This is a genomic window from Ramlibacter rhizophilus, assembly GCF_004681965.1.
GTDB lineage: Bacteria > Pseudomonadota > Gammaproteobacteria > Burkholderiales > Burkholderiaceae_C > Ramlibacter > Ramlibacter rhizophilus.
The window spans coordinates 292174-314883 of record NZ_SMLL01000002.1 but is presented as its reverse complement, the minus strand read 5'-3'; the positions used below and the strand labels follow the sequence as shown (position 1 = coordinate 314883).

22 protein-coding genes and 1 pseudogene are annotated in these 22710 nt (G+C 69.1%); 8 read left to right on the top strand and 15 right to left on the bottom strand.

Annotated features, from left to right (window positions below; all coding sequences use genetic code 11):
* Positions 1 to 137: 137 nt before the first annotated feature.
* Positions 138 to 614 carry a DUF7673 family protein gene (locus EZ242_RS06195; RefSeq protein WP_135284260.1) on the top strand — a complete coding sequence of 159 codons (477 nt, stop codon included), beginning with the start codon at positions 138 to 140 and terminating at the stop codon, positions 612 to 614.
* Positions 615 to 680: 66 nt separating this feature from the next.
* Here the strand turns inward: EZ242_RS06195 and EZ242_RS22660 are convergent.
* The 6 genes and pseudogenes from EZ242_RS22660 to EZ242_RS06165 form a co-directional block, all read right to left on the bottom strand.
* Positions 681 to 854: pseudogene (locus EZ242_RS22660) on the bottom strand (DUF1206 domain-containing protein); the annotation flags it as partial.
* A gap of 44 nt (positions 855 to 898) precedes the next feature.
* Complete coding sequence (locus tag EZ242_RS06185; protein ID WP_135284259.1) at positions 899 to 2281, bottom strand: FAD-binding oxidoreductase; 1383 nt, start codon at positions 2279 to 2281, stop codon at positions 899 to 901.
* Positions 2282 to 2459: 178 nt separating this feature from the next.
* Entirely contained in the window at positions 2460 to 2885 is a 426-nt protein-coding gene (locus EZ242_RS06180; RefSeq protein ID WP_135284258.1) for a VOC family protein, read from the bottom strand.
* Positions 2886 to 2987: 102 nt separating this feature from the next.
* Entirely contained in the window at positions 2988 to 3377 is a 390-nt protein-coding gene (locus EZ242_RS06175; protein WP_135284257.1) for a VOC family protein, read from the bottom strand.
* Positions 3377 to 3730, bottom strand: coding sequence for a DUF1428 domain-containing protein (locus tag EZ242_RS06170; RefSeq protein WP_135284256.1), 354 nt, complete (start codon positions 3728 to 3730; stop codon positions 3377 to 3379). The genes EZ242_RS06175 and EZ242_RS06170 overlap by 1 nt, the downstream gene beginning before the upstream one ends.
* A 251-nt stretch (positions 3731 to 3981) precedes the next feature.
* Positions 3982 to 4632, bottom strand: coding sequence for an FMN-dependent NADH-azoreductase (locus EZ242_RS06165; RefSeq protein ID WP_135284255.1), 651 nt, complete (start codon positions 4630 to 4632; stop codon positions 3982 to 3984).
* A gap of 119 nt (positions 4633 to 4751) precedes the next feature.
* Between EZ242_RS06165 and EZ242_RS06160 the strand changes: the two genes are divergently transcribed.
* Positions 4752 to 5663, top strand: a complete 912-nt coding sequence (locus tag EZ242_RS06160) for a LysR family transcriptional regulator (protein ID WP_135284254.1) — start codon at positions 4752 to 4754, stop codon at positions 5661 to 5663.
* A gap of 27 nt (positions 5664 to 5690) precedes the next feature.
* Here EZ242_RS06160 and EZ242_RS06155 read toward each other — a convergent pair whose 3' ends face one another.
* The 5 genes from EZ242_RS06155 to EZ242_RS06135 form a co-directional block, all read right to left on the bottom strand.
* Positions 5691 to 6662, bottom strand: coding sequence for a Bug family tripartite tricarboxylate transporter substrate binding protein (locus EZ242_RS06155; RefSeq protein WP_135284253.1), 972 nt, complete (start codon positions 6660 to 6662; stop codon positions 5691 to 5693).
* Positions 6663 to 6783: 121 nt separating this feature from the next.
* On the bottom strand, positions 6784 to 7584 hold the full coding sequence (locus EZ242_RS06150; RefSeq protein WP_135284252.1) for an amino acid ABC transporter permease: 801 nt from the start codon (positions 7582 to 7584) through the stop codon (positions 6784 to 6786).
* Positions 7581 to 8243 (bottom strand): amino acid ABC transporter permease, encoded by a 663-nt coding sequence (locus EZ242_RS06145; RefSeq protein WP_135284251.1) that lies wholly within the window; start codon positions 8241 to 8243, stop codon positions 7581 to 7583. The genes EZ242_RS06150 and EZ242_RS06145 overlap by 4 nt, the downstream gene beginning before the upstream one ends.
* A gap of 3 nt (positions 8244 to 8246) precedes the next feature.
* On the bottom strand, positions 8247 to 9149 hold the full coding sequence (locus EZ242_RS06140; RefSeq protein ID WP_135284250.1) for a glutamate ABC transporter substrate-binding protein: 903 nt from the start codon (positions 9147 to 9149) through the stop codon (positions 8247 to 8249).
* A 126-nt stretch (positions 9150 to 9275) separates the two neighbouring features.
* Positions 9276 to 10823 carry a class I adenylate-forming enzyme family protein gene (locus EZ242_RS06135; protein ID WP_135284249.1) on the bottom strand — a complete coding sequence of 516 codons (1548 nt, stop codon included), beginning with the start codon at positions 10821 to 10823 and terminating at the stop codon, positions 9276 to 9278.
* A 162-nt stretch (positions 10824 to 10985) separates the two neighbouring features.
* Between EZ242_RS06135 and EZ242_RS06130 the strand changes: the two genes are divergently transcribed.
* Genes EZ242_RS06130 through EZ242_RS06120 form a run of 3 tightly spaced genes read left to right on the top strand, consistent with a single transcriptional unit; the run spans position 10986 to position 15395 of the window.
* Complete coding sequence (locus EZ242_RS06130) at positions 10986 to 12707, top strand: thiamine pyrophosphate-binding protein (RefSeq protein WP_205960606.1); 1722 nt, start codon at positions 10986 to 10988, stop codon at positions 12705 to 12707.
* 10 nt (positions 12708 to 12717) lie between these two features.
* Positions 12718 to 13386 (top strand): GntR family transcriptional regulator, encoded by a 669-nt coding sequence (locus EZ242_RS06125; protein ID WP_135284248.1) that lies wholly within the window; start codon positions 12718 to 12720, stop codon positions 13384 to 13386.
* A 59-nt stretch (positions 13387 to 13445) separates the two neighbouring features.
* Positions 13446 to 15395: a PAS domain-containing hybrid sensor histidine kinase/response regulator gene (locus EZ242_RS06120; protein ID WP_240787005.1), complete on the top strand. Its 1950-nt coding sequence runs from the start codon at positions 13446 to 13448 to the stop codon at positions 15393 to 15395.
* Between the two features lie 55 nt (positions 15396 to 15450).
* On the opposite strand, the gene EZ242_RS06115 is transcribed toward EZ242_RS06120, so the two are convergent.
* From EZ242_RS06115 to EZ242_RS06105, 3 genes are all read right to left on the bottom strand, one after another.
* Positions 15451 to 15954, bottom strand: coding sequence for a hypothetical protein (locus EZ242_RS06115; RefSeq protein WP_135284246.1), 504 nt, complete (start codon positions 15952 to 15954; stop codon positions 15451 to 15453).
* Positions 15955 to 16011: 57 nt separating this feature from the next.
* A complete protein-coding gene (locus EZ242_RS06110; RefSeq protein ID WP_135284317.1) occupies positions 16012 to 16812 on the bottom strand; it encodes a Crp/Fnr family transcriptional regulator in 801 nt (266 codons plus the stop codon).
* Between the two features lie 510 nt (positions 16813 to 17322).
* Positions 17323 to 18135, bottom strand: coding sequence for a helix-turn-helix transcriptional regulator (locus EZ242_RS06105; RefSeq protein WP_135284245.1), 813 nt, complete (start codon positions 18133 to 18135; stop codon positions 17323 to 17325).
* A gap of 180 nt (positions 18136 to 18315) precedes the next feature.
* On the opposite strand from EZ242_RS06105, the gene EZ242_RS06100 reads away from it, so the two are divergent.
* Positions 18316 to 19278 (top strand): Bug family tripartite tricarboxylate transporter substrate binding protein, encoded by a 963-nt coding sequence (locus EZ242_RS06100; RefSeq protein WP_240787004.1) that lies wholly within the window; start codon positions 18316 to 18318, stop codon positions 19276 to 19278.
* Entirely contained in the window at positions 19278 to 20921 is a 1644-nt protein-coding gene (locus EZ242_RS06095) for an FAD-dependent oxidoreductase (protein WP_135284244.1), read from the top strand. Before EZ242_RS06100 ends, EZ242_RS06095 begins: the two co-directional genes overlap by 1 nt.
* Before the next feature lie 59 nt (positions 20922 to 20980).
* On the opposite strand, the gene EZ242_RS06090 is transcribed toward EZ242_RS06095, so the two are convergent.
* Complete coding sequence (locus tag EZ242_RS06090) at positions 20981 to 21397, bottom strand: VOC family protein (RefSeq protein WP_135284243.1); 417 nt, start codon at positions 21395 to 21397, stop codon at positions 20981 to 20983.
* A gap of 135 nt (positions 21398 to 21532) precedes the next feature.
* Between EZ242_RS06090 and EZ242_RS06085 the strand changes: the two genes are divergently transcribed.
* Entirely contained in the window at positions 21533 to 22666 is a 1134-nt protein-coding gene (locus tag EZ242_RS06085; RefSeq protein ID WP_135284242.1) for a Fic family protein, read from the top strand.
* Positions 22667 to 22710: the final 44 nt, after the last annotated feature.

The window sequence follows — 22710 nt, the reverse complement described above, 5'->3', positions numbered from 1 at the left end:
CTGATGCCGGCACGGTCATGCGCGCCGGAACGTTTCGGGAACGCGCGATGCGCAGGATGATGTCCTGGCGCGGCCGCTGCGATGCAGGGACCGCGCCGAAGCGACGCCATCGTCGCTTCCCCTTCAGGAGGTTCGCCATGCAGATCGCCCCCGCGAATGTTGGCCTCAAGTGGCAGGCGTCCGCCAGCTCGCGCGAGACGCGCGAGCGACGCCACCGCGCCCGCCTGGCCCAGATCCAGTCCACGCAGGTGGTCTGCGGCCGGGGCGACCGGGCACGCGTCGACACCGAAGCCACGCTGATCGAGCGCGCCTGCCTGCTGGCCGACGAACTCGCCGCCCATGCGGCGACCGAGCGCGGCCTGGAGGCGCTGTCGGCGCTGTTGCGGCGCGTGGAAGAAGATCCGTCGCCACGCACGCGGGACATCCGCGTCTTCATCGAGGCGGTATGGGAGTGCAAGCCCCTGCCGCTTGCGGCGCTGCGCACGCCCTGCGAGCCCGCACAGGCCGACATGCTGGCGGTGCTGGACGCATGGCGGCATTCGCGATGCGTGCTGGCCGAGCAGGTGGAGGGGGGCTTGGCTCGGGTGGCAAGGGCGGTCGAACGACGTCGCTGATGGCTGCGGTGGCTCGGGTCGTGGCCTGGGTGCGACAGCTTGTCGGGCTGGGCCGGCTTGCACGAACCTCCAGAGGGAATATCCCGCCAGGCCGATCGCGATCACGGCGAACAGGACCCAGCCGTACGGTTGCTGCAGGACCGTGCGCAGCGCGCCCGAGGAATCGGTCGTTTCGCCGCCACGTCCGAGCGCCGGCTCGGGCGACCGGGGCACGGCCCGATGGCCGGCGCGCGAACGCATGCCGCTTCGCGAACGGTCCGGCGCCCCGCCGCGGCGGCCACGCATCAGCCGGCCGGCCGGATGTTCTGGTTCACGCGGAAGAGGTTGTCCGGGTCGTATCGCGCCTTGACGGCTGCGAGGCGGGCGTAGTTGTCGCCGTAGGACGCCTGCACCCGGCCATCGGCTTCGTCGTCCATCATGAAGTTGACGTAGGCGCCTTCGAGGTTGTAGGGGTGCACCGCCTTCCAGTAGGCGCGTCCCCAGGCTTTCAGGGCCTCGGCCTTCTTCGGCTCCGGGTCGATGCCCGCGATCACCATCGACCAGCGGGCATCGCGCGTGCTCCAGGCCGTGGCGTCCTTCGGGACGCGCTGCGCGGCGCCGTCGATCGGGTACAGGTGCATCAGGCACAGGTCGCTCGGGGCCTCGGCGGCCTGGGCGATGTGGACGTCGATGGCGGCATCGGGCAAGGACCTGACGAAGTCACCCTTCCAGTACCACTGCAGGCCCTTCGGGAAGAACGCGTCGAACAGCGAATTGATCGCCGGGAAAGGCATTTCGCCCATCCAGTTGAAGATGGGCGCGGGCAGCTCCCGAAGCAGCTGGCCCATGATCTTCTCGCCGTCCGCCGCGCTGCCGTTGTAGCTGCCGATGATGGCGCAGGCCCGTCGCCCCCAGTAGTCCTTGGGGAAGGGGTCCATGGGCGGCACGGTCTTGAGGCCGACGAAGATGCCCAGGTCCTCCGGCGCATGGGGCAGGAAGTCGCGGTACGCGCTCATCACCGCCTTGGCATGGGTGGCCTCCCAGAAGATCGGCCCCGCATACACCATGCGGACCGGATGCGCCTTGAACAGGAAGCTGGTGACGACACCGAAGTTGCCGCCGCCGCCCCGCACGGCCCAGAACAGATCGGGATGCTCGCGCTCGCTGGCGGTGACGAGGCTGCCGTCGGCCAGCACCATGTCGACTTCGAGCAGGTTGTCGATCGTCAGGCCGTGCCTGCGCGTGAGGTAGCCCGTGCCACCGCCGAGCGTGAGCCCGGCCACGCCGGTGGTCGAGACGATGCCGAAGGGCACGGCGAGGCCGAAGGCGTGCGTGGCGTGGTCCACGTCGCCGGAGGTGCACCCGGGTTCGACGCGCACCGTCTTGCCCTGGGGATCCACCCGCACGCCCTTCATCAGGGACAGGTCGATCATCAGGCCGCCATCGCAGCTGCCGAGCCCCGGGCCGTTGTGTCCGCCGCCGCGGATCGCGATCAGCAGGCCCTGCTCGCGACCCTGCTTCACCGCGGCCATCACGTCGGCCGCATCGACGCAACGGGCGATGACGCGCGGCTTCTTGTCGATCATGCCGTTGTAGAGGGACCGCACGGCATCGTAGTCGTCGGCCTCCGGGCCGAGGACGCGGCCGCGCAGCGCTTGCTGCAGCGTGGAGACGATGGGATCTGACATGGTGCTCTCCTTCCTCGATGGGGTGGCGGGTGGGACCTTGGACTGAACCGGCGCGCGTGCGTGCTCCAGGCGGCAATCTGCCGCAGCCATGTAATCGCGCTGTGTCGAAGGCCGCCCGGCACGTATCGGCCGTGTATCGCCCGCGCTGCCGAGGCACAGGGGTGCGGCTTCGCTCCGGCTAGGCGGGCGTCGGGGGAGGCGGGCCGAGCGGCGTCGCGAAGCTCAGCTCGTGCCCGTCGGGGTCGCTGATGTGGAAGTAGCGCTCGCCCCAGGTCGCGTCGCGCGGGGGGGCCTGGGGCTGCAGGCCGGCGCCCACGGCCTGGGCGTACAGGCGGTCCACGTCCGCGACGTGGAAGATGATCCGTCCCCACCAGGACCACGCGCGCTCGCTGCCCTCGGTCGTGACGTTCAGGCAGCCGCTGCCCGCGCTGAAGCTGCTGAAGGCGGCGGCGGCGCCGCCGTAGCGAAGCACGAAACCAAGGGCCGTGTAGAAGCGGACCGCCCGGGCCATGTCGTGGGTCGCCAGCGTCACGGCGCTGATGGACGTGATGAGTTCCGGGCGCCTGTCGCGTTCGCTTGCGCCGCTTGAAGACGCTGGCGCCATGGCAGCTCTCCCGAGTACGAGGAAGAGCCAGAGACTAGGGCGCGCGACCGCGTCCTGTCCAAGCCTGTTGCATCCGGTAAAGCGACGCCGGCAAGGCGCTTCTCAGCCCTTCGACACGGTCTCGATCAAGGCCATGATGTTGCCTTCGCTGTCCTTGAACCAGGCGGCCTTGGCGCCGCCGGCGGTGACCGCTCCCTGCGGGCTGCGTTCACCGGGCATGTCCTCGTAGGTCTCGAACCGCAGGCCCCGCGATTTCAGGGCCTGCATCTGCGCGTCCACGTCCGGCACCGACCAGAAGGCCTGGCTGGCCTGCGAGGTGCCGGCGTTCGGCGTGGGGTAGAGGAAGGCGGCCGTGCCGCCGCCGAACTCGTACACGACGCCGCCATTCGTCTCTTCCTTCGGGCGCAGCCCGAGCACGTCCTCATAGAAGCGGCGTGCGCGGGCGATGTCCTTCGCCGGGATGTAGGCGTACATCGGGCACGCCTGCAGCATCACTTCACCTCCAGGATGGCCTGGAAGCCGCCGAAGATCATGCGCTGGCCATCGAAGGGCATGTCCTTCATGTCCTTCAGCCGCGGGTCGTCCATGAACTTCTTCATGCCCTCGTCGCGCCGGGCCTTGTCTGGCCAGCTGATCCAGGAGAAGACGACGGTCTCGTCCTCCTTGCGCTGGACGGCCATGGGAAACGAGGTGAGCTTGCCTTCCGGCACGTCGTCGCCCCAGCACTCCACGATCTCCAGGGCGCCGAGCTCCTTGAAGATCTGAGCGGCGACGCGGGCGTGCTGGAGGTACATCTCCTTGTTGGCTGTGGGCACGGCGATCACGAAACCGTCCACGTAACTCATGTGCGTTCTCCTGGTTGCGGCGCGCGGATGCGCGCCATCGGGAGTACGACGATCGAGCCGGCGGCGTTTCGACACCTGGCTGTAACGAACGGCAGCCGGGCGGCTGCACCTGGGCAGCTGGCGTGCTCAGGCCATCGGCACCGTCCCCCCGTCGATCACGTACTCCGTTCCCGTGATGGCCACCGCACGAGGCGAGACGAGCAAGCCCACGTTCCCGGAACCGAAGCAAGGGGTGCCACGGCTTGCAGTGCTCAGGCCCGCAGCGCGGCCTGGGCCTGGTTCGCGGGCTCGGCCGTGTGCGCCGCAATGGCCACCTCGGCCTCGGCCATCGCCCGGGCGCGGGCCTCGTCGCCCATCGCGAGACCTTCGGCGCGGACGATGCGCACGTCGGTGATCCCGAAGAAGCCGAACACCGTCCGCAGGTAGCTCTCCTGGTGCTCCATCGCCTCCATGGCGGGCTTTCCGGCGTACTGGCCGCCGCGGGTGGACACCACGATGACGGTCTTGCCGCCGGCCAGGCCTTCCGGGCCGCTCGCGGTGTAGCGGAAGGTGCGGCCGGCCTGCGCGACGCGGTCGATCCAGGCCTTCAGCTGGCTCGGGATGCCGAAGTTGTAGAGCGGCGCGCCCACGACGATCACGTCCGCATCCAGGAACTGGCGCACCAGACGCTCGGACACCGCGTTTTCGCGGCGCTGGGCGTCGGTCAGCGCGGCCGCATCGGGCTGCAGGCGGAAGCCGAGGGAGTCGCCATCGAGGTGGGCGGGCGCCTCGGCCACCAGGTCGAGCGCCTCGACCTGCGTGCCCGGATGCGCGGCAGTCCAGCGCGCGACGGTGCGGCGCGTCAGTTCACGCGATGCGGAGGCGCCCGCCAGGGGGCTGGAATCGATGTGCAGCAGTTTCATTTCAGGTTCCTTTTGCGATGCGAGCCAAGGGCGACTCGCTTGGGAACGAGTATGAAACTGGGACGACGATGCGATAAGACGGCAGAATCGGCTTTCACCGTTCCACCAGAAGGACAATCGTGCAGGACCTCAACGACATGTTCTTCTTTGCCGAAGTGGTGGACCGCAGCGGTTTTGCCGCGGCCGGGCGCGCGCTGCACGTGCCCAAGTCGCGCCTGTCGCGCCGTGTCGCCGAGCTGGAGGAGCGCCTGGGCGTGCGGCTGCTGCAGCGAACGACACGGAAGCTGTCGCTCACCGAGGCGGGGCAGATCTACCACCGGCACTGCGTGGTCGTGCGCGAGCAGGCCCAGGCGGCCGAGGAGGCGCTGGCGGGCGTGCGCAGCGAGCCCAGCGGCACCGTGCGCATCAGCTGCCCCGTCACGCTGGCGCAGTCCACCGTCGGCGCCTTGCTGCCCCGCTTCATGGCCACCTACCCACTGGTGCGCGTGGAGATGCAGGTCAGCAACCGCGTGGTGGACCTGGTGCAGGAGGGCATCGACATTGCACTGCGGGTGCGAAGCACCGTCGATGACAGCGGCTCGCTCGTCGTGAAGAACCTCGGCCCCACGCGCTCCGTCCTCGCGGCCAGCCCCCAACTGCTGCAGCGCCTGGGCACGCCGGCCCGTGCCGAAGACCTGGCGCGCCTTCCCACGGTGGCGATGGCTGCCGCGGACGGCGCGGCGCGGTGGACGCTCGCCGGGCCGCGCGGCGCCACCTTCGAGCTGGTGCACCGCCCCGTCTACACCGCCGACGACCTGTTCACGCTGCGCTTCGCGGTGCTGCAGGGGACCGGAATGAGCGTGCTGCCCGACTACCTGTGCACCGACGAACTGCGTGACGGCCGGCTCGTCCCGGTGCTGCCCGGCTGGGAGCCTCCACCCGCCCGGGTGCTGGCGGTGTTCCCCTCACGCCGCGGCATGGTCCCCGCCGTGCGCCGGCTGCTGGACTTCCTCGGGGACAACATGTCGGGCGAGCGCGTGGTCCCGTCCTGACCGCCGCCCGCGGACCTGCTCCGGCGCCTAGCCCGCCCGGATGCCCAGCTGCCGGACCAGCTGCGACCAGTGATCGACGTCCCGCTTGACGATCTGGCGCGCCTCGTCGCCCAGGGCGGACATCGGCTTGCCGCCGGTCTTGGTCAGCGATTCCTGCACGTCCGGCATCGCGGCGACCTTGGCGAAGTCCGCCCGCAGCTTCTGCAGGACCTCCGGCGGTGTCCCGGTGGGGGCGAAGAGACCGAACCAGGATTCGAGCTGCAGGTCGGCGGCGCCGGTCTCCTTGACCGTGGGCACGTTGGGGTGCATCGGACTGCGCGCGGCGCCGGAGACGGCCAGGGCCTTCACGTTGCCCGCGTCCACCTGCGGCCGCGCGGTGGGGGAGAGGTCGAAGAACAGGTCCACCCGCCCGCCCAGCAGGTCCTGGTAGGCCGGCTGCGCGCCACGGTAGGGCACGTGGGCCAGGTCCACCTTGGCCAGGTGCCACAGGGCGGCGGCCAGCACATGCTGGCCGGAGCCATTGCCCGCGGAGGCGTAGCTCAGCTTGCCCGGGTTGGCCTTGGCATGCGCCAGCACGTCCTGCAGGCTGTTGAAGGGCAGGTCTTTCCGGCCGAGCAGCGTGTAGCTGTAGCTCACCAGCAGGCCGATGGGCTCGAAGTCGCGCAGGCTGTCGTAGGGCAGGTTGGCGTACAGGCCCGGGTTGAGCGCGATGTTGGAGATCGAGCCGATCACCAGCGTGTACCCGTCGGCCGGCGCCTTCGCGGCCAGGTCGGTGCCCACCAGGGTGCCCGAGCCGGTGCGGTTCTCGACCACGAAGCTCTGGCCGCTCAGCTTGCCCATGCGGTCCGCGATCAGCCGGCCGACGGAGTCGAAGCCGCCTCCGGGCGGCTGCGGGACGATGATGCGAACCGGCTTGCTCGGGTAGGCCTGCGCGAAGACGGCCGGGGAAACGATCGCCGATGCAGAGAAGGCCATGGCGGCGCGGCGCGTGATGGGCATGCTTGTCTCCTGTCGTGGTTTTGTCCGCACTGTAGGAGTCCACGCCCCGGGTGCCCATGGGCTGCCCAGGAAATGAGTTTTCCGGTTCACGGAAAAGCTCGGCGCGCCGCCTCTCGGCCCGTCAATGCACCGGCCGGGCGAGCCGGCGGCTGGCCCTGGACAGGGCGTAGTTCACCAGGCAATACAGCACCGCGACGACCAGGTACACGGGCACGAGCGAGCGGTAGTTGGCGATGAGCACCCGGGCGTTCTGCAGCAGTTCGCCGTAGGTGACGACGTAGCCGAAGGTGGTGTCCTTGACCACGATGACCAGCACGGCGACCAGGGCCGGGACGATGAAGCGCAGCGCCTGGGGAAAGACGACGTGGGCGAAGACCCGAGCTTCGGTCAGGCCCAGGGCGCGCGCCGCATCCGTCTGGCCGCGGGGGACGGCGAGCACGCCGGCGCGGTACACCTCGGCCACGACGGCTGCGGTGCTCAGGGCCACGGGCAGGGTCAGCATCCAGTAGGCACTCAGCTTGATCCCGACCGAGGGCAGGACCAGGAAGCACACGTAGATGAGGAGCAGGGTGGGCACGCCGCGCAGGAATTCGATGACGGCGACGGCCGGCCAGCGCACGAGCCGCAGGCGCGACAGGCGCCCCAGGAGCAGCACCAGGCCGAGGACCAGCGCGATCGCCGCCGCCATGGCCGCCGAGGCCAGCGTGCCCAGCAGGCCCTTGCCCAGGAAGGCCCAGGTCGTTTGCCAGGCGAAGAATTCCCACAGCCGGGCTTCGAACTGGCCGGCGGCATGGAAGCGCCAGACGACAGCCGCGCCCAGGGCCAGCAGCGCCACGGCCAGCGTCACGCTCGCGGCGCGGGCCAGGGCCTGCGCCTTCGGACCCAGGTCGCCGAAGAGGATGTCTTCCATTGCACGGCTCATCGCAGGATCCGCAGCTTCCTGTCCAGGGTGGCGCCCGCCCAGGCGATGACGAGGCCCGACGCCAGGTACAGCGCCGCAGCGACCGCGAACGCCGGGATGCCGGCGGCGGAGTCGGTGGCGATCTTGGCCACGAGGGCCGTGAGTTCGCGGCCCGGCACCGGCACCTGCGAGGCCAGTGAGGTGGACAGCATGAGCGCGATCAGCAGCGACGTCATCGGCTGGACGACCGAGCGCAGCGCCTGCGGCAACACGATGGAAAAGATGACGACCAGCGGCCGCATGCCCAGGCTGCGCGCGGCCTCCACCTGGCCGCGCGCGACCGTGTTGATGCCCGTGCGCACATAGTCGGCGGTGAAGGCGGAGCACACCAGGGTCAAGGTCAGGATCACGCTGGGTTCATAGTCGATCAGGACGTTGAGATCGGGCAGGGCGAACACGATGAAGATCAGCAGCGCCACGCTCGGGATGTTGCGAAAGACCTCCACGTAGGCCGTCAGCACGAAGCGAAGCGGCCGCAGCGGAAGCAGCCGTGCCACCGTCACCACGATGCCCAGCACCATGCCGGCCGCGAAGGACAGGACCGTGAGCTTCCAGGTGAACAAAAGGGCCTGCCCGTAGGCAGGCCCCCACTCGGCCAGCAGCCGAAGGACACCGTCCATTGCTCAGCGGATGGGGGGCGGCGTCGGGACGTTGGTGTTGCCGGTGCGCTGGCCGATGCTCACCGTCCACAGCTTGGCCCAGGTGCCATCGGCCTGGATCTTCTTCAGGAAGTCGTTGACGAAGGCCACGCCGTCCGAGCCCTTGGGCAGGCCGACGCCGTAGGGGTCCTGCGGGCCGAAGGGGGCACCCGCCAGGCGCGCCTCGCCGGTGCCGAGGCTCAAGGCATTGAGCAGCAGGGTGTAGTCCGTCACGTAGGCGTCCACGCGTCCCTGGCGCAGGGCGTCCAGGGCTTCCTGGTGGGTCTGGAACTCCTGCACGACGGCCTTGGGCGCGAACTGCGCGAGGATGGCGGGGCCGGTCGATCCGGCCTGGGTGGCGACCTTCTTGCCGGCCAGGTCCGTGTGGGACTGGATGTCCTTGTTGTTCGACTTGACCAGCACCCCCGCCCGCGAGGTGTAGTAGGGGCCTGCGAACGCAATCTTCTCCGCGCGGGCCGGGGTGATGGAGTAGGTGGCCAGCACGGCGTCCACCTGGTCGTTGATGAGCACCTGCTCGCGGGTGGAGGAGGTGACCTGCGTCAGCTGGTACTTGGACCCGTCGCCCAGGATGTAGCGCGTGAGGAGCTGGGCCAGGCCCGCATCGAAGCCGCGGACCTTGCCGTCCTTCTCGTTGAGCAGCGAGAACAGGTTGGAGGTGCGCGTGCCGCCGAGGCGCAGCGTGCCGGACTCCTTGACCTTGCTGGCCCATTGGTTCGACACGACGGTCTTGGCGTCGGCCACGGGGCCGCTCGCCACCAGCGCGTCGAAGGCGGCCGCATCGATGGGTGTGCCTTGCGCGAATGCCGGCGCAGCGGTCGCAGCCGCCAGTGCCATCAGGGTGCCATTCAGGATGGATCGGATCGACATGGTTTCTCTCTGGAATTGTTACCGCCAGCCAATGTATAGCAGTCCTGGGCGAAGTGGCGCAGGCGCCCGGCCCGGACGCGCCGGCGACAGCAGCAGCGGTCCGGCCGATCCAGGTGTGCGCGCGGCTCAGGCCGCGAGCCGCTGGCGCAGCAGCCGGTGCAGGATCTTGCCGGTGGCGGTGCGCGGCATGTCGGCGTCGGCCACGAAGGTGACGACCGTCGGGCACTTGAAGCCCGCCAGCCGCTCGCGGCACCAGGCGCGCAGCGCGTCCGCGCTGGCCGCCTGGCCATCGTGCAGGACGACGACGGCCTGCACGGTCTCGCCCCACTTGGCGTGCGGCACGCCGATGACGGCGACGTCCTTCACCGCCGGGTGCGCGCCGATGACGCTTTCCACCTCCGAGGGGTACACGTTCTCGCCGCCGGTGATGATCATGTTGCTCTTGCGATCGACCAGCCAGATGTAGCCGTCGGCGTCGCGCCGGGCCATGTCGCCGACGCTGCACCAGTCGCCGCGGAAGGCTTCGGCGGTCTTTTCCGGGTTCTTCCAGTAGCCGTCGAAGACGTAGGCGGTGCGCGAGTAGAGCTCGCCGACCTCGCCGTCCGGCACCTCGTTACCTTGCTCGTCGAGGAGGCGGATCGCGCCGCTGCCCGCCCATTCGCGCCCGACCGAGCCGAGCTTGTCGATCTGCTCGTGCGGCCGCAGCAGCGTGACCCAGCCGTGCTCCGTGGAGCCGTACAGCTCGTACAGCTTGCCGTTGCGGAAGTACTCGAGGATGGCGAGCTTGGTGTCCTTGCGCACGGGCGCGGACGAGACGAGCAGCTTGCCGACGCTGGAGACGTCGTAGCGGCGCTTCACCTCCGGCGGCAGGGCCAGCACCATGATGTAGTGGGTCGGCACCAGCGAGGTGAAGGTCACCTTGTCGCGCGCGAGCGTGGCGACCAGCGCCTCGGCGTCGAAGCTGCGGCGGTCGTCGATCACGCAGGTGGCGCCCAGGTGGATGAAGGTCGTGCCGAAGTAGAGCGAGTTCGCGTGGCACAGCGGCATGACGAGCAGGCCCTTGTCCTCGCGCGTGAAGCCCATCTCCAGTGCGGTCGCGTAGGCGATGAGGCTGCTGCCGCCGTGGCTGCGGATGGCGCCCTTCGGGCGGCCGGTCGTGCCCGAGGTGTACATCAGCGCGCACGTGTCGTCCTGCGTGACCGGATCGAAGCTGCGTGCCGGGTCGCCGCCGGCGATCAGCGCCTCGTACGCGACCCAGCCGGCCGGCGCCTCCCCGATGACCACGCAGCGACCGGCCGGCAGGGGGAACTCGCCGCGAATGCCGTCGATGAGCGCGGTGAACTCGGGGCCTGCGATCACCGCCGCCGCTTCGGCGTGCTCCAGGATGTAGGCGACCTCCGGTGCCGTGAGCCGGAAGTTGATCGGCACGGCGACCAGCCCGGCGCGGGCGAGGCCGACGTAGATCTCCATCCACTCCAGGCAGTTGTAGGCCAGCACGCCCACGCGGTCGCCCTTCACCAGCCCGCCGTCGAGCAGCCCGGCAGCCAGCCGGCGCGCGCGCTCGTTCCACGCCGCGTAGTCGAGCTCCCGGCGCGAATCCCGGGCGCCGACCTTGCGCGGCGTGAGTCTGGCGTGGGCGGCGACGGCGTCGGCGATCGTGAGCAGGCGGGTCATGGAAGTCCTCGGGTGGCGGGAGCAAAGGGTGTTGGCGAGCTTGACGAATTCCGAACTCTGAATTCAGAATGCGGCTATGATGCCGGCGGCCGCGGCGGAACGCAAGCACGGCCGCCGCCCATCCCGCCCGCGCCACCGTCCGCCTCGACCAGGAGACCTGCCATGCCCGCCATTCCCGTCACCGACCAGAGCGCCGCCGCCCTGATCGCCCGCTTTCTCAGGCAGCGGGGCGTGCAGCGCGTCTATGCGCTCTGCGGCGGCCACGTCATGCCGATCTGGATGCGGCTGGATGCGGAAGGCATCCGCATCGTCGACGTCCGCGACGAGCGCGCCGCCGTGCACATGGCCACGGCCGAGGCGCAGCTCACCGGAACCATCGGCGTCGTGCTGGTCACGGCCGGCCCCGGCGTGACGAATGCGATGACCGGCATCGCCAACGCGCACGTCGCGCGCACGCCGGTGCTGGTGCTGTCGGGAACGCCGCCGCGTCCGCAGGAGAACCGCGGCGCCCTGCAGGACATGGTGCACACCGACCTGGTGAGGTCCGTCACGCGCTATGCGCGCACCGTGCGCGAGCCCGCGCTGGTGCTGCAGGAGCTGGACGAAGCCGTGTCGCGCGCGCAGGGGGAGGGCGGCGAGCCCGGGCCGGTGTACCTCGACTTTCCCGTGGACACGCTGCGCGCCGAGGTGCCGGCGGCCGTGCAGCTGGCCGAACACTTCGCGCCCAAGGCCCCGCCGCGCTTCGCGCCCGATCCGGCGCAGATCGATGCCGCCGTCGATCTGCTGTGGTCCGCGAAGCGTCCGCTGGTGATCTCGGGCCGCGGCGCGCAGGGCGCCGGGCCGCAGCTCACGCAACTGCTGACGCGGCTCGGCGCGGCCTACCTCGACACCGGCGAAAGCCGCGGCCTCGTCGCGGAGGACCACCCGTCCGTGGTGGCCGCCATGCGCGGCTCGGTCATGGGCCAGGCCGACCTCGTGGTCACCATCGGGCGCAGGCTGGACTTCCAGCTCGCCTACGGTTCACCGGCCGTGTTCGGCGACGCGCGCTTCCTGCGCATTGCCGATGCCGCATCGGAGCTGCGCGACAACCGCCGCGGCGCCGTCGAGCTGTTCGCCACGCCCGCGCTCGCGCTGGACGCCATCCTGGCCGCGGCCGGCCAGCGCGAGCCCGCGACCGACCGCGCGTGGGTGCAGGGCCTGCGCGCGAAACACGCGGAGCGCTCCGACAAGCTGGCCGCGACGATGCGCGAGGCGCCCGCCGGCAGCGACGGCCGCATGCATCCGAACCGCGCGCTCGCCGCGCTGCGCGAGGCGCTGCCGGCCGACGCGATCGTCGTGGCCGACGGCGGCGACTTCCTGAGCTTCGCGCGCGTGGGCCTGCCCGCGTCCACGTACCTCGACCCGGGGCCGCTCGGCTGCATCGGGGTGGGCACGCCCTTCGGCATCGCCGCGGCGCTCGCCTGTCCCGACCGGCCCGTGGTGGTGGCCACGGGCGATGGCGCCTTCGGTTTCCAGGCGATGGAGATCGACACGGCCGTGCGGCACCAGGCGCCGGTGCTCATCGTCGTGGCGAACAACGGGTCCTGGGCCATCGAGGTGCGCGACCAGCAGGAGTCGCACGGCAAGGTGGTCGGCACGCGGCTGCAGTACAGCGACCATGCGGCCATGGCCCGCGCCTTCGGCATGCACGCCGAGCGCGTGGAGAAAGCCGAGGACCTGCCAGGCGCGATCGCCCGTGCGATGGCCAGCCGTCCGGCCCTGCTCGACGTGGTGGTCACGCCGGAGGCCGTCTCCTCGGACGCCAAGTCCGGCCTCGCCTGGGTGCCCGACCTGCAGCCCCTCGAAGCCTGGGACGAGGCCGAGAGGAAGTGGCGCGCCCGGTAGCATTGACGGCATGAAGATCCTCGCCGCGCAGCCCAAGCTGGTCGAACTGGTGCAGGAGGCGATCCTGGCAGAGATCGCCTCCGGCAAGCTGCCGCCCGGCGCGCGCGTGATCCAGGAGCAGCTCGCGCAGGAGCTGGGCGTCTCGCGCCAGCCGGTGCAGCAGGCGCTGCTGCTGCTGCGCAACCTGGGCGTGCTGCGCGAGGCGCCCGGCCGCGGCCTGCAGGTGGCGCCGCTGGACCTGGAGCACGTGCGCAATATGTACGACGTGCGGGCGGTGATCGAGGGCCTCGCCTTCCGCAAGGCCGCCGAGCGCAATCCGCAGCGTGCCGCGGCCGAAGGCCCGGCCTACATCGCCGCCGGACGCGAAGCCGTCGCCGCGGGTGACGTCGCCCGCATGATCCAGGCCGACATGGCCTTCCACGCCTTCGTGTACGAGCTGTCGCGCAATCCGCTCGTCGCGCCCGCGATGGACACGCACTGGGCCAACACGCAGCGGGTGATGGGCGAGGTGCTCATGCGCGACGAGCGCCCGCGCGACATCTGGGACCAGCACGAGGCACTGCTGCATGCGCTCATGGAAGGCGACGGTCGCAAGGCCGAGAAGCTCGCGCGCGAGCACATCCAGCAGGCGGCGGATTTCATGATCGATCGGCTGCAGCGCGAGGCCGCGCCGGCCTGATGAGCCCCTGGCCGAGGCGCACGCGCCCACGGCACCGCCGGCCTCGGCACAATCCGCAGGTGAACTCATCCCCATTGGCGCCCGCCGGCGTCCCGACCGAGCAGCGATTCCAGACCTTGTTCGAGCAGGCGCCCTTCAGCGCCCAGCTGCTCTCCGTGGACGGCCACACCCTGCAGGTGAACCGCGCCTGGAAGGACCTGTGGGGCACCTACGAGGGCGATCCTCTGCTGGAGTTCGTGCTGTCCGGCTACGACATGCTTGCCGACCCGCAGCTCGAAGCCAAGGGCGTCACGCCTTACCTGCGGCGCGCCTTCGCGGGCGAGGCGGTGCGGATTCCGGCCATCCGCTACGACCCGGCCGAGATCGGCAAGCCCGGACTCGCGCGCTGGGTCGAGGCCACGGCACGGCCCATCATCACGCCCGATGGCCGCGTGGCCGAGGTCCTGTTGATCCACGAGGACGTCACCGAGCGCCTGACGGCGGAGCGGCAGCTGCGCGAGAGCGAGGCGCAGTTCAGGACCATCGCCGACGCCATGCCGCAGATGGTGTGGTCGACCCTGCCGGACGGCCAGGCGGACTATCACAACCAGCAGGCCTACGAGTTCACCGGCATGCCCGCGGCCACCCTGGATGGCGAGCGCTGGGCCGAGATCCTCCACCCGGACGAACGGCGGGCCACCTGGGACCGGTGGCGCCACAGCCTGGAAACCGGCGAGCCTTACGAAACCGAGTGCCGGCTGCAGCACCGCTCGGGCGAGTACCGGTGGGTGCTGGTGCGGGCACTCCCCGTGCGCAACGAAGCGGGGGATGTCGTGCGCTGGATGGGCACCTGCACCGACATCCACGAGCACAAGCGCATGCGCGACGAGCTGCTGGCCAGCAACCGGCGCAAGGACGACTTCCTGGCCATGCTGGCCCATGAGCTGCGCAATCCGCTGGCGCCGATCAGCACCGCCGCGCACCTTCTGCAAACCTCGGCGTCGGACCCGGCCAAGGTGCAGCATTCGGCGCAGGTCATCGAACGCCAGGTGCGGCACATGACGGAGCTGGTCGACGACCTGCTGGACGTCTCGCGCGTCACCCGCGGACTCGTGGAGCTCGACCGCGCGCCCGTGGAGATGAAGGGCGTGGTGGCGGACGCCATCGAGCAGGTGCGGCCGCTGGTCGAATCGCGCGGACACGTGCTGTCCACGCGCATGCCCCCGGGTGGCGTTCATGTCATGGGCGACCGGCCCCGCCTGGTCCAGGTCGTCTCCAACCTGCTGAACAACGCCGCGAAATACACGCCGCCGAATGGCGCCCTGTCCGTGAGCCTGAGCGTGGATGAAGCCGTGGAGATCCGCGTCGCGGACAACGGAACAGGCATCGAGCCCGAACTGCTGCCCCACGTCTTCGAGCTGTTCACGCAGGGCGCGCGGACGCCGGACCGGGCGCAGGGGGGCCTGGGCCTGGGACTCGCACTGGTCAAGAGCCTGGTGGAACTGCACGCCGGCCAGGTGTCCGTGGAAAGCGCGGGGCAGGGCCAGGGCGCCGCCTTCACGGTCAGGCTGCCGCTGCTGCCGGTGGACGAAGCGCTCACGCCTTCTTCCGGGGGCCCCATGTCCCTGCCGGCTGCCTCGCGCAAGCTTCGGATCCTGGTTGTCGACGACAACCAGGACGCGGCCGACACCCTGGGCCTGCTGCTGGAAAGCCTCGGCCACGAGGTGCAGCTCGCACACGACTCCGCACGCGCACTCGAGCTTGTGGGGCACGACGCGTTCGACGCCTGCGTGCTGGACATCGGCCTGCCCGGCCTCGACGGTTACGCGCTGGCCCGGCGCCTGCGGGCCCAGCCTTCCAACGCCGACGTCACCTTGATCGCGCTCACGGGATATGGGAGCGCAGCGGACCGGAAAAAAGGTGACGACGCGGGGTTCGATCACTACCGCGTGAAGCCGGCGGATCTGGGGGAGCTTGCGCGCTTGCTGCAGGCGGGGCGCGGGGGCAGCGGCGAGCGGGCTGCGGGTTAGACCGCATGGTCGCTTAATCTGCTTGCTCCGCATGCCCGCTCCTCGTCGCCGATGATCAGAATGGCTCACAGTTCGTCGGACGATTCTGCGAGTCGAGGAAGTCTCGGCTCAACGAAGGCAACTGCGTTTCAGTCGGCGTGGATGTGTCGCGCAGAACGACGCCCACGTAGCTCACGGACACCAGGCACAGTTTCAGTCCCCCGCCCTGGCAGTCGTCATCGGGGCTGGGTACCAGCGTCAGCGAGGCGGTGATCTGGCCGTTCTTGCCCGAGTTGAAGGTGCCGCCCGTCTGCAGCGTCGATGGGAACACGTGGTTGGGCTCGCCCTGGGGTGTGTTGTGGCTCCTGGTGTAGCACTGATAGGTGAATCGAGTGCCGGGTCCCGCGCTCAAGACGTAGCTGATGTTCTGGTTGGCTCCGAGGCCGGCCTCCTTGAAGTTCGCCACGTATCCGCCATCGGCGTTGATGGAGCCGTCCGCGCGGATGAAGTGGGGATTGCCGGCCAAAGCGACGGTTGCAGCGGCAGCGGTCAAGGAAACGAGAAGGATGCGAGAGTTCATGGTGACCTCCTGTTGCCGCACCGGGTTACTTCGGTGCGGGCACCAAGACTATGCAGATCAGGTGTCACGTTCCGTTCGGTACCGCACACAAGTCCTGGCCACTCTGGCTCGTTCGCACACACCCCCAGCGAACTCGAGCTGTTGATCACAAACGCGGCCAAGCAGCCGGTCGTATTCCTTCTTGACCACCTCGTAGCACTCGCAGGCATGCAACTCCAGCTCCTTGCGGTGCAGGACTGTGATGTGTCCGCGCGAGTACTGGATCAGTCCCTTGCATTGCAGCTTCGCTGCGGCCTGCGTCACTCCTTCGCGTCGTACACCCAGCATGTTCGAGATGAGCTCCTGGGTCATGTTCAGATCGGTTGTGGCAATTCGGTCGAGACTCAGGAGCAACCAGCGACACAGTTGCTGCTCGATGCGGTGGTGTCGATTGCAGGCCGCGGTCTGCGTCATCTGACTGATCAAAGCTTGCGTGTACCGCAGCAGCAGGTGCATGACCGCGCCGTCACGTTCGAACTCGGCCAGGAGCATCGACGAAGGGCAGCGTATGGCATGCCCGCTACCCTGGACCACCCCGCGGGTTGACGTGCTGCCTCCCCCCAGGAAGATCGAGATGCCGACGGCCCCGTCATTGCCGACAATTGCGATCTCCGCCGAGGCGCCGTTGTGGAGGACGTGTAGCAGCGATACCAGCGCTGTCGTTGGAAAATAAACATGACGTTGAGGCTGGCCAGCCTCGTACACCGAATCACCGAGCCTCAATTGGACGGGCTCGAGTTGCGGGAGCCAACGGCGAAGGACGTCTGTCGGCAATGCCGCGAGCAGACGGTTCCTGCAGGCTTCGATGCACTCGACCATCGTCTCGTTCCTGTTTCGGGCGCAGACATACTTCGCCCATGTCGCCTGACAGTTGTAGGTGAACGCACCTTGCAGCAGCAATGGGAGGTTCGTCCCGCGGAGAACTTCTGTGTGGTAGCGAACAGAACATGATCTCCCCGAGCTACAGACTGTCGGTCCACAACTGCGGAAGCGTATGCCGCAGGGGCCGCAGCGAAACGGGGGCTCAGATGCCAGCAGATCCAGCACAAGAACCGACGCATCTCGACCGAGCCGATATTCCTGCCGTCCACTCGCTGTCAAGTAGCACAGGCCCACCGCTGTCGGTCGTCAACGCTGGAAACCGCGTCGAAGTTCCACAGGGGGCAGCATTCAGTCCTTTTGCCGAACTCGGCTATGCGTCGAACCAGTCGCCGGCCGTGTCTGAGCCACCGCAGATGGCCGACTGGTCGCCGACCGTTGTCGCGGCGCTCGTGGGCGCGGCTTGCATCGCACGATTGCTCAGGCTTCTGCTGCATTAGCTGGGAAGCGCTAATGCCCTTCGGCTCTACGAATCAGAGCGAACAGCTCGCTGCGAAAGTGCAGGCCCATGCGGTGGAACGCGCGGTTGCGGTAGGTCTTGACCGTCCCCAAGGTCAAGTCCAGGTCGTTGGCGATGCCGTCCATCGTCATTCCCGCCAGGAGCCTCTCGCACACGTCGAGTTCGCGCTCGGTGAGGCGCGGATGGAGGCTCGCGAGGCGACTGCGTGTCGCCAGGCCGTGGCTGCGGTGGGCCAGTGGGTTGCCGTGCAGTGGGATGCCGGTGAGGGCCAGGTGCTTGCGCGTCAGCGCCAGCACGGACGGCGCGATCTGACCGAACCCGGCCAGCTCGGCATCCCGGAACGGCGGCTGGCCCGCGTGCCGGTAGAAGTTGATCGCGAAGACGGAGCAGTCGCTGTCGCGGACGACGACGGATACGCGCTCCGCGCGGCCCTGGGACTCGTAGACCTTCACGCGGTGTTCGCCCGGGACCTCCTGGGCCGTGATGTGGCACAGCACCGGGGTCTGCGGATGAGCCGCTTCGACCGCGGACAGAAGCGTGACATCGCCCCGCCAGGGACCGGACAGGTAGCCGTTCCAGCAACGCAGTGTGGTGTCGGGACGCGCGTGACTGGCCGACAGGTAGCGCTCAGGCCGTGATCCTGGGCCTGTGCGGTAGACCGACAGCGAGCAGGCGGGAAGGACTTCGCGCACCTGCGCGAGCAGCGTCGACGCATAGCCCGGCAGCGCCAGCGATGCGATGAGGCCCGGAAGGACAGCCGTCGGCGTGGAAGGCGGGGTCTCGATGGGGAGCCAGTGGCGCATTTGCCGAGCCTTGCTAGGTGGGCAGCGAAAGGATGCTCGCGGGTTTGTCTGTCGTCTTCATGGTGGACAGCGGTCGGGCCGGGGCAGTTTACGCTCGGGACAACGGATGTACCGACGCGCCAGCTCGGGTTTTCCCTGGAGGACTTTCTTGTGGCAACAGCACTTTCCCGCCGTCATGCCTTGGCACTTCTCGCAGCACTCACCGGCGCAGCCGGCGTCTGTGCCCAGCCCGCTTCGTCCTACCCGGACAAGCCGGTGCGACTCCTCGTCGGCTTCCCCGCCGGCACGGGCCCGGACATCCTGGCACGCCTGTTGGCGCAGAAGCTCTCCGAGACCTGGGGGAATGCCAACGTCATCGTGGACAACAAGCCCGGCGCGGGCGGCGTCATCGCCGCGAGCGAGGCGGCGCGAGCGCCGGCGGACGGCTACACCCTGCTGCTGGGCCTGACCGGCAACATGGTGATCGCACCCGTGAGCTACCGGAAGTTGCCCTACGACCCCGCCAAGGACTTCGTTCCGGTCAGCCAGGTGGTGAGCAACGATTTCGTCCTGCTCACCAACCCCGCGAAAGTGCCCGCGCGCAACCTGGCGCAGTTCGTGGACTGGAGCAGCAAGCAGCCCAAGTCCATCTTCATGGGGACCTTCGGCGCGGGCACGCCAGGCCATTTCGCTGCCTACATCTTCGGTGACGCCGTCAAGATCAAGCCGGAGGTGGTGCACTACAAGAACACCGGTGACGCGCTCACGGGGCTGATCAGCGGCGATGTCCATGGCATGTTCGCCAGCGTCGGCGTGTCCGCCCCCCAGGTGAAGGCCGGAAAGCTGGCCGCGCTTGCGGCCACCGGCCCTGCGCGAAACCCCGCCTTGCCGGACGTTCCCACCATGAAGGAGCAGGGACAAGCGGACCTGGAGATCACCTCCTGGTTCGGCATCTTTGCCCCCGCGCAAACGCCCGACGGCGTCATCAGGAAGCTGAGCGCGGATGTGCAGAAGGCCATCAAGTCGCCCGAGATGCAGGCGAAGATCGAAGCGGCCGGCTTCACGCCGACGGGGACCACGCGCGAGGAGTTCGCGCGCATCATCGCCAGTGACGCGAAGGTCTGGGGCGACGCTGTTCGCACGACGGGCTTCAAGGCCGACTGATGAACGAGACCTTCGATGCCGACGTGCTGATCGTCGGCGCAGGTCCCGTGGGGATGACGATCGCGATGGACCTGAATCGCCGCGGGATCGGCTGCATCGTCGTTGAGCGCCGGGCCTTCCTCGAACTGCCCAGCGTCAAGTGCAACCACGTGTCGGCGCGTTCGATGGAGTCGTTCCGCCGACTGGGCGTGGCTGGCCTGCTGCGTGGCGCGGGGCTGCCGGTGGACTACGAACACAGCGTGGCGTTCCGCACCACGGTGACCGGCACCGAGCTGTCGCGCGTGTTCATCCCCTCGCGCGGTGAGCGCTTCACCGACACGAGCGGCCCGGACGGCAACTGGCCCACCCCGGAACCCCCGCACCGCATCAACCAGACCTACCTGGAGCCGCTGCTGCAGCAGCACGTGGCCACCTTGCCCCACGTCCAGCTGCTGAATCGGACCGAAGTGACCGGCTACGCACAGGACGAGGAAGGCGTGACCACCACGGCCACGGACGACGCGGGGACGTCGAGGACGTACCGCACCCGCTACATCATCGGCTGCGAAGGCGGAAGATCGCTCGTGCGCAAATCGATGGGCGCACAGCTGCAGGGGACGGCCGTCATCCACCACGTCCAGTCCACCTGCATCCGCGCGCCGCAGCTGCTGGACATGATTCCCCACCGCACGGCATGGGGGGTGTACGCCATCAACCCGCGCAGGTCCGGCACGGTGTATGCCATCGATGGCCGTGAGACCTGGCTGGTGCACAACCACCTCCAGCCGCAGGAAGAGGAGGGCGCGGGGGTGGACCGCGACCGCTGCATCCGCGACATCCTGGGCGTGGGCCCCGATTTCCAGTACGAAGTGGTCAGCAAGGAGGACTGGGTCGCACGCCGCCTCGTCAGCGACCGCTTTCGTGACCGTCGTGCCTTCATCGCCGGTGACGCTGCGCATCTGTGGGTGCCGTACGCGGGCTATGGAATGAACGCCGGTATCGCGGACGGCTTGAATCTCTCGTGGCACCTGGCGGCCCGGCTGCGGGGATGGGCGGACGAAGGCGTGCTGGCTGCATACGAGCGTGAGCGCATGCCCATCACGGCGCAGGTGTCGCACTTCGCGATGAACCACGCACTGGCGCTCACCAGCATGCGTGCCGCCGTGCCGCCCGACATCGAAGCGCCGGGCCCGCAGGGCGATGCCGTGCGAGAGGAGATCGGCAGGAAAGCCTACGAGCTGAACGTGCAGCAGTTCTGCTGCGCCGGCCTGAACTTCGGTTACTTCTACGACGCCTCGCCCGTGATCGCGTATGACGGGCAGCAGGCGCCTGCGTATTCCATGGGCGGCTTCATTCCATCCACCGTGCCGGGCTGTCGGGCGCCGCACCTGTGGCTGTCCGATGGCCGATCGCTCTACGACGCCTTCGGGGACGACTACACGCTGCTGCAGTGTCGCGGTTCGCTCGACCCGTCTGCGCTGCTGGACGCGGCGCGAAGCCGCAAGGTCCCCATGGTGCTGCTCGACCTGCGGCCCGAGACCTTGCCGCCTGCCTATGAGCACGACTTCGTGCTGTGCCGGCCGGACCAGCACGTCGCCTGGCGTGGCAATGCATTGCCAGGCGATCCGCTGGCGCTGGTGGATCGGCTGCGCGGTGCGGCGTGAGGGCGGCAGCTGAGGCAGGCACCCAGGCGGAGCGCGGCGAGTCACGGTAAAGACCGGCCTCAGCCGGCCACCGCGTCGGGCGGCCCCTTCAGTTCGACCGTGTTGCCTTCCGGGTCCTGGAGGTAGATGGAGGGCCCGCGCCCCTCGGCGCCGAAGCGGGACGCCACGGCGCCGGGCTCCACGCCGTGCGCGCGCAGATGGGCGAGCAGCGCGGCTGCATCCCACGGGTCCACGCGCAGGCAGAAGTGGTCCACGTTGCGGCCTTCAGGCCCCGGTGGTGCACCTCCCGCGCGGCCAATTTCGCTGTCCACCGGGACGAGATCGATGAGGCTGCGGCCCGCACGGAGTTGCACGAGACGGTTCTGCTCGTCGATGCGGTGCACGGGGCAGCCGAGGACCTCGCCATAGAAGGAGACCATCGCGTCCACGTCCCGCACGCGCAGGACGAGGTGGTCGATTTCGCGGATGCGCAGCATGGGGGGATTGTGGACCTGCCGACCTGAACCCGGGTGCACGGGGCGCGTGCGCGTGATTCGATTGGGGTGCTGATTCGCGTCGCCGAATGATGCGATAAACGTGATAATCACATCACGAGACGATTTGAATAGCGCATGCAATCACCTCACTACGTCTGGCAGCAGCCGAGTTGGCCCGCTTTCCGCTTCGACACCGCTCGGGTATCGCAGGAGCTTGCGCTCGCCCGGCGGGTGCAGGGCCTGGTGGAAGGAAAGCTCGCAGTCCTCGGCTTCCAGGAGCGGCAGGCGCTCGCTGCCGAGGCATGGGCGCAGGACGCCGTGGCTACCGCCGCCATCGAGGGCGAACGCCTTGACCTGCTGACGGTGCGCTCCTCCGTGGCCCGGCGGCTCGGCACAGGTGAGCACAAGGGGCCGATCGTGCCGCGCAGCGTCGACGGCCTGCTGGACATCATGGATGACGCCGTGGTGCGCGCGAAGGATCCGCTCACTGCCCAGAGGGCATGCAGCTGGCAGGCAGCCCTGTTTCCGACCGGCTTCTCCGGGATCCGTCCGGTGCGCACCGGTGCCTTCCGCATCGACCCGATCCAGGTCGTGAGCGGCCCCGCCGGCCGTGAGAAGGTGCACTACGAGGCGCCACCGCCGCAGCAGGTGCCTGGCGACATGGACAAGTTCCTCGCCTGGTTCAACGCCGAGGACGGCCAGGACAGCATCGTGAAGTCGGCACTCGCGCACCTCTGGTTCGAGACGATCCACCCCTTCGACGACGGCAATGGCCGCGTGGGTCGCAACATCGTGGACCAGTGCCTGGCGCGCGACGCCGGGGAGACCGTGCGCCTGGTTCGCATCTCGCAGCGCCTGCTCGCTGAGCGCGAGGCCTACTACGAGCAGCTGGCCGCCGCACAGCATGGCGACCTGGACATCACCGAGTGGATGGTCTGGTTCGTCGCGCAGGTGCGCCTGGCGTGGGAAGCGGCTTCAGAGGTCGTGGAAGTTTCGCTGGTGAAGGCGCGGTTCTGGGCAAGCCACGCGGCACTGCAGCTCAATGCGCGCCAGCGCAAGGCGGTGAACGCCGTCCTGGACCTGGGCCCCGGCGGCTTCGAGGGCGGACTGAACACGCGCAAGTATGCGGGGCTCACGGGAGCGTCGAAGCCGACGGCCTCGCGCGACCTGATCGAGCTCGACCAGCTGGGCGTGCTCAAGCAAGTCGGCGCGGGCCGCTCGACCCGCTACTACGTGAACCTGCCGGGCTGGGTGCCTGAGGACGCCTGAGCCGGGTCCACTCGCACGCGTCGGGGGGCTTGGCACATGACAAA

Coding starts and splice junctions, on each gene's coding strand:
- EZ242_RS06195 (WP_135284260.1), top strand. CDS start 138: ATGCAGATCGCCCCCGCGAATGTTGGCCTCAAGTGGCAGGCGTCCGCC.
- EZ242_RS06185 (WP_135284259.1), bottom strand. CDS start 2,281: ATGTCAGATCCCATCGTCTCCACGCTGCAGCAAGCGCTGCGCGGCCGC.
- EZ242_RS06180 (WP_135284258.1), bottom strand. CDS start 2,885: ATGGCGCCAGCGTCTTCAAGCGGCGCAAGCGAACGCGACAGGCGCCCG.
- EZ242_RS06175 (WP_135284257.1), bottom strand. CDS start 3,377: ATGCTGCAGGCGTGCCCGATGTACGCCTACATCCCGGCGAAGGACATC.
- EZ242_RS06170 (WP_135284256.1), bottom strand. CDS start 3,730: ATGAGTTACGTGGACGGTTTCGTGATCGCCGTGCCCACAGCCAACAAG.
- EZ242_RS06165 (WP_135284255.1), bottom strand. CDS start 4,632: ATGAAACTGCTGCACATCGATTCCAGCCCCCTGGCGGGCGCCTCCGCA.
- EZ242_RS06155 (WP_135284253.1), bottom strand. CDS start 6,662: ATGCCCATCACGCGCCGCGCCGCCATGGCCTTCTCTGCATCGGCGATC.
- EZ242_RS06150 (WP_135284252.1), bottom strand. CDS start 7,584: ATGAGCCGTGCAATGGAAGACATCCTCTTCGGCGACCTGGGTCCGAAG.
- EZ242_RS06145 (WP_135284251.1), bottom strand. CDS start 8,243: ATGGACGGTGTCCTTCGGCTGCTGGCCGAGTGGGGGCCTGCCTACGGG.
- EZ242_RS06140 (WP_135284250.1), bottom strand. CDS start 9,149: ATGTCGATCCGATCCATCCTGAATGGCACCCTGATGGCACTGGCGGCT.
- EZ242_RS06135 (WP_135284249.1), bottom strand. CDS start 10,823: ATGACCCGCCTGCTCACGATCGCCGACGCCGTCGCCGCCCACGCCAGA.
- EZ242_RS06130 (WP_205960606.1), top strand. CDS start 10,986: ATGCCCGCCATTCCCGTCACCGACCAGAGCGCCGCCGCCCTGATCGCC.
- EZ242_RS06125 (WP_135284248.1), top strand. CDS start 12,718: ATGAAGATCCTCGCCGCGCAGCCCAAGCTGGTCGAACTGGTGCAGGAG.
- EZ242_RS06115 (WP_135284246.1), bottom strand. CDS start 15,954: ATGAACTCTCGCATCCTTCTCGTTTCCTTGACCGCTGCCGCTGCAACC.
- EZ242_RS06110 (WP_135284317.1), bottom strand. CDS start 16,812: ATGGTCGAGTGCATCGAAGCCTGCAGGAACCGTCTGCTCGCGGCATTG.
- EZ242_RS06105 (WP_135284245.1), bottom strand. CDS start 18,135: ATGCGCCACTGGCTCCCCATCGAGACCCCGCCTTCCACGCCGACGGCT.
- EZ242_RS06095 (WP_135284244.1), top strand. CDS start 19,278: ATGAACGAGACCTTCGATGCCGACGTGCTGATCGTCGGCGCAGGTCCC.
- EZ242_RS06090 (WP_135284243.1), bottom strand. CDS start 21,397: ATGCTGCGCATCCGCGAAATCGACCACCTCGTCCTGCGCGTGCGGGAC.
- EZ242_RS06085 (WP_135284242.1), top strand. CDS start 21,533: ATGCAATCACCTCACTACGTCTGGCAGCAGCCGAGTTGGCCCGCTTTC.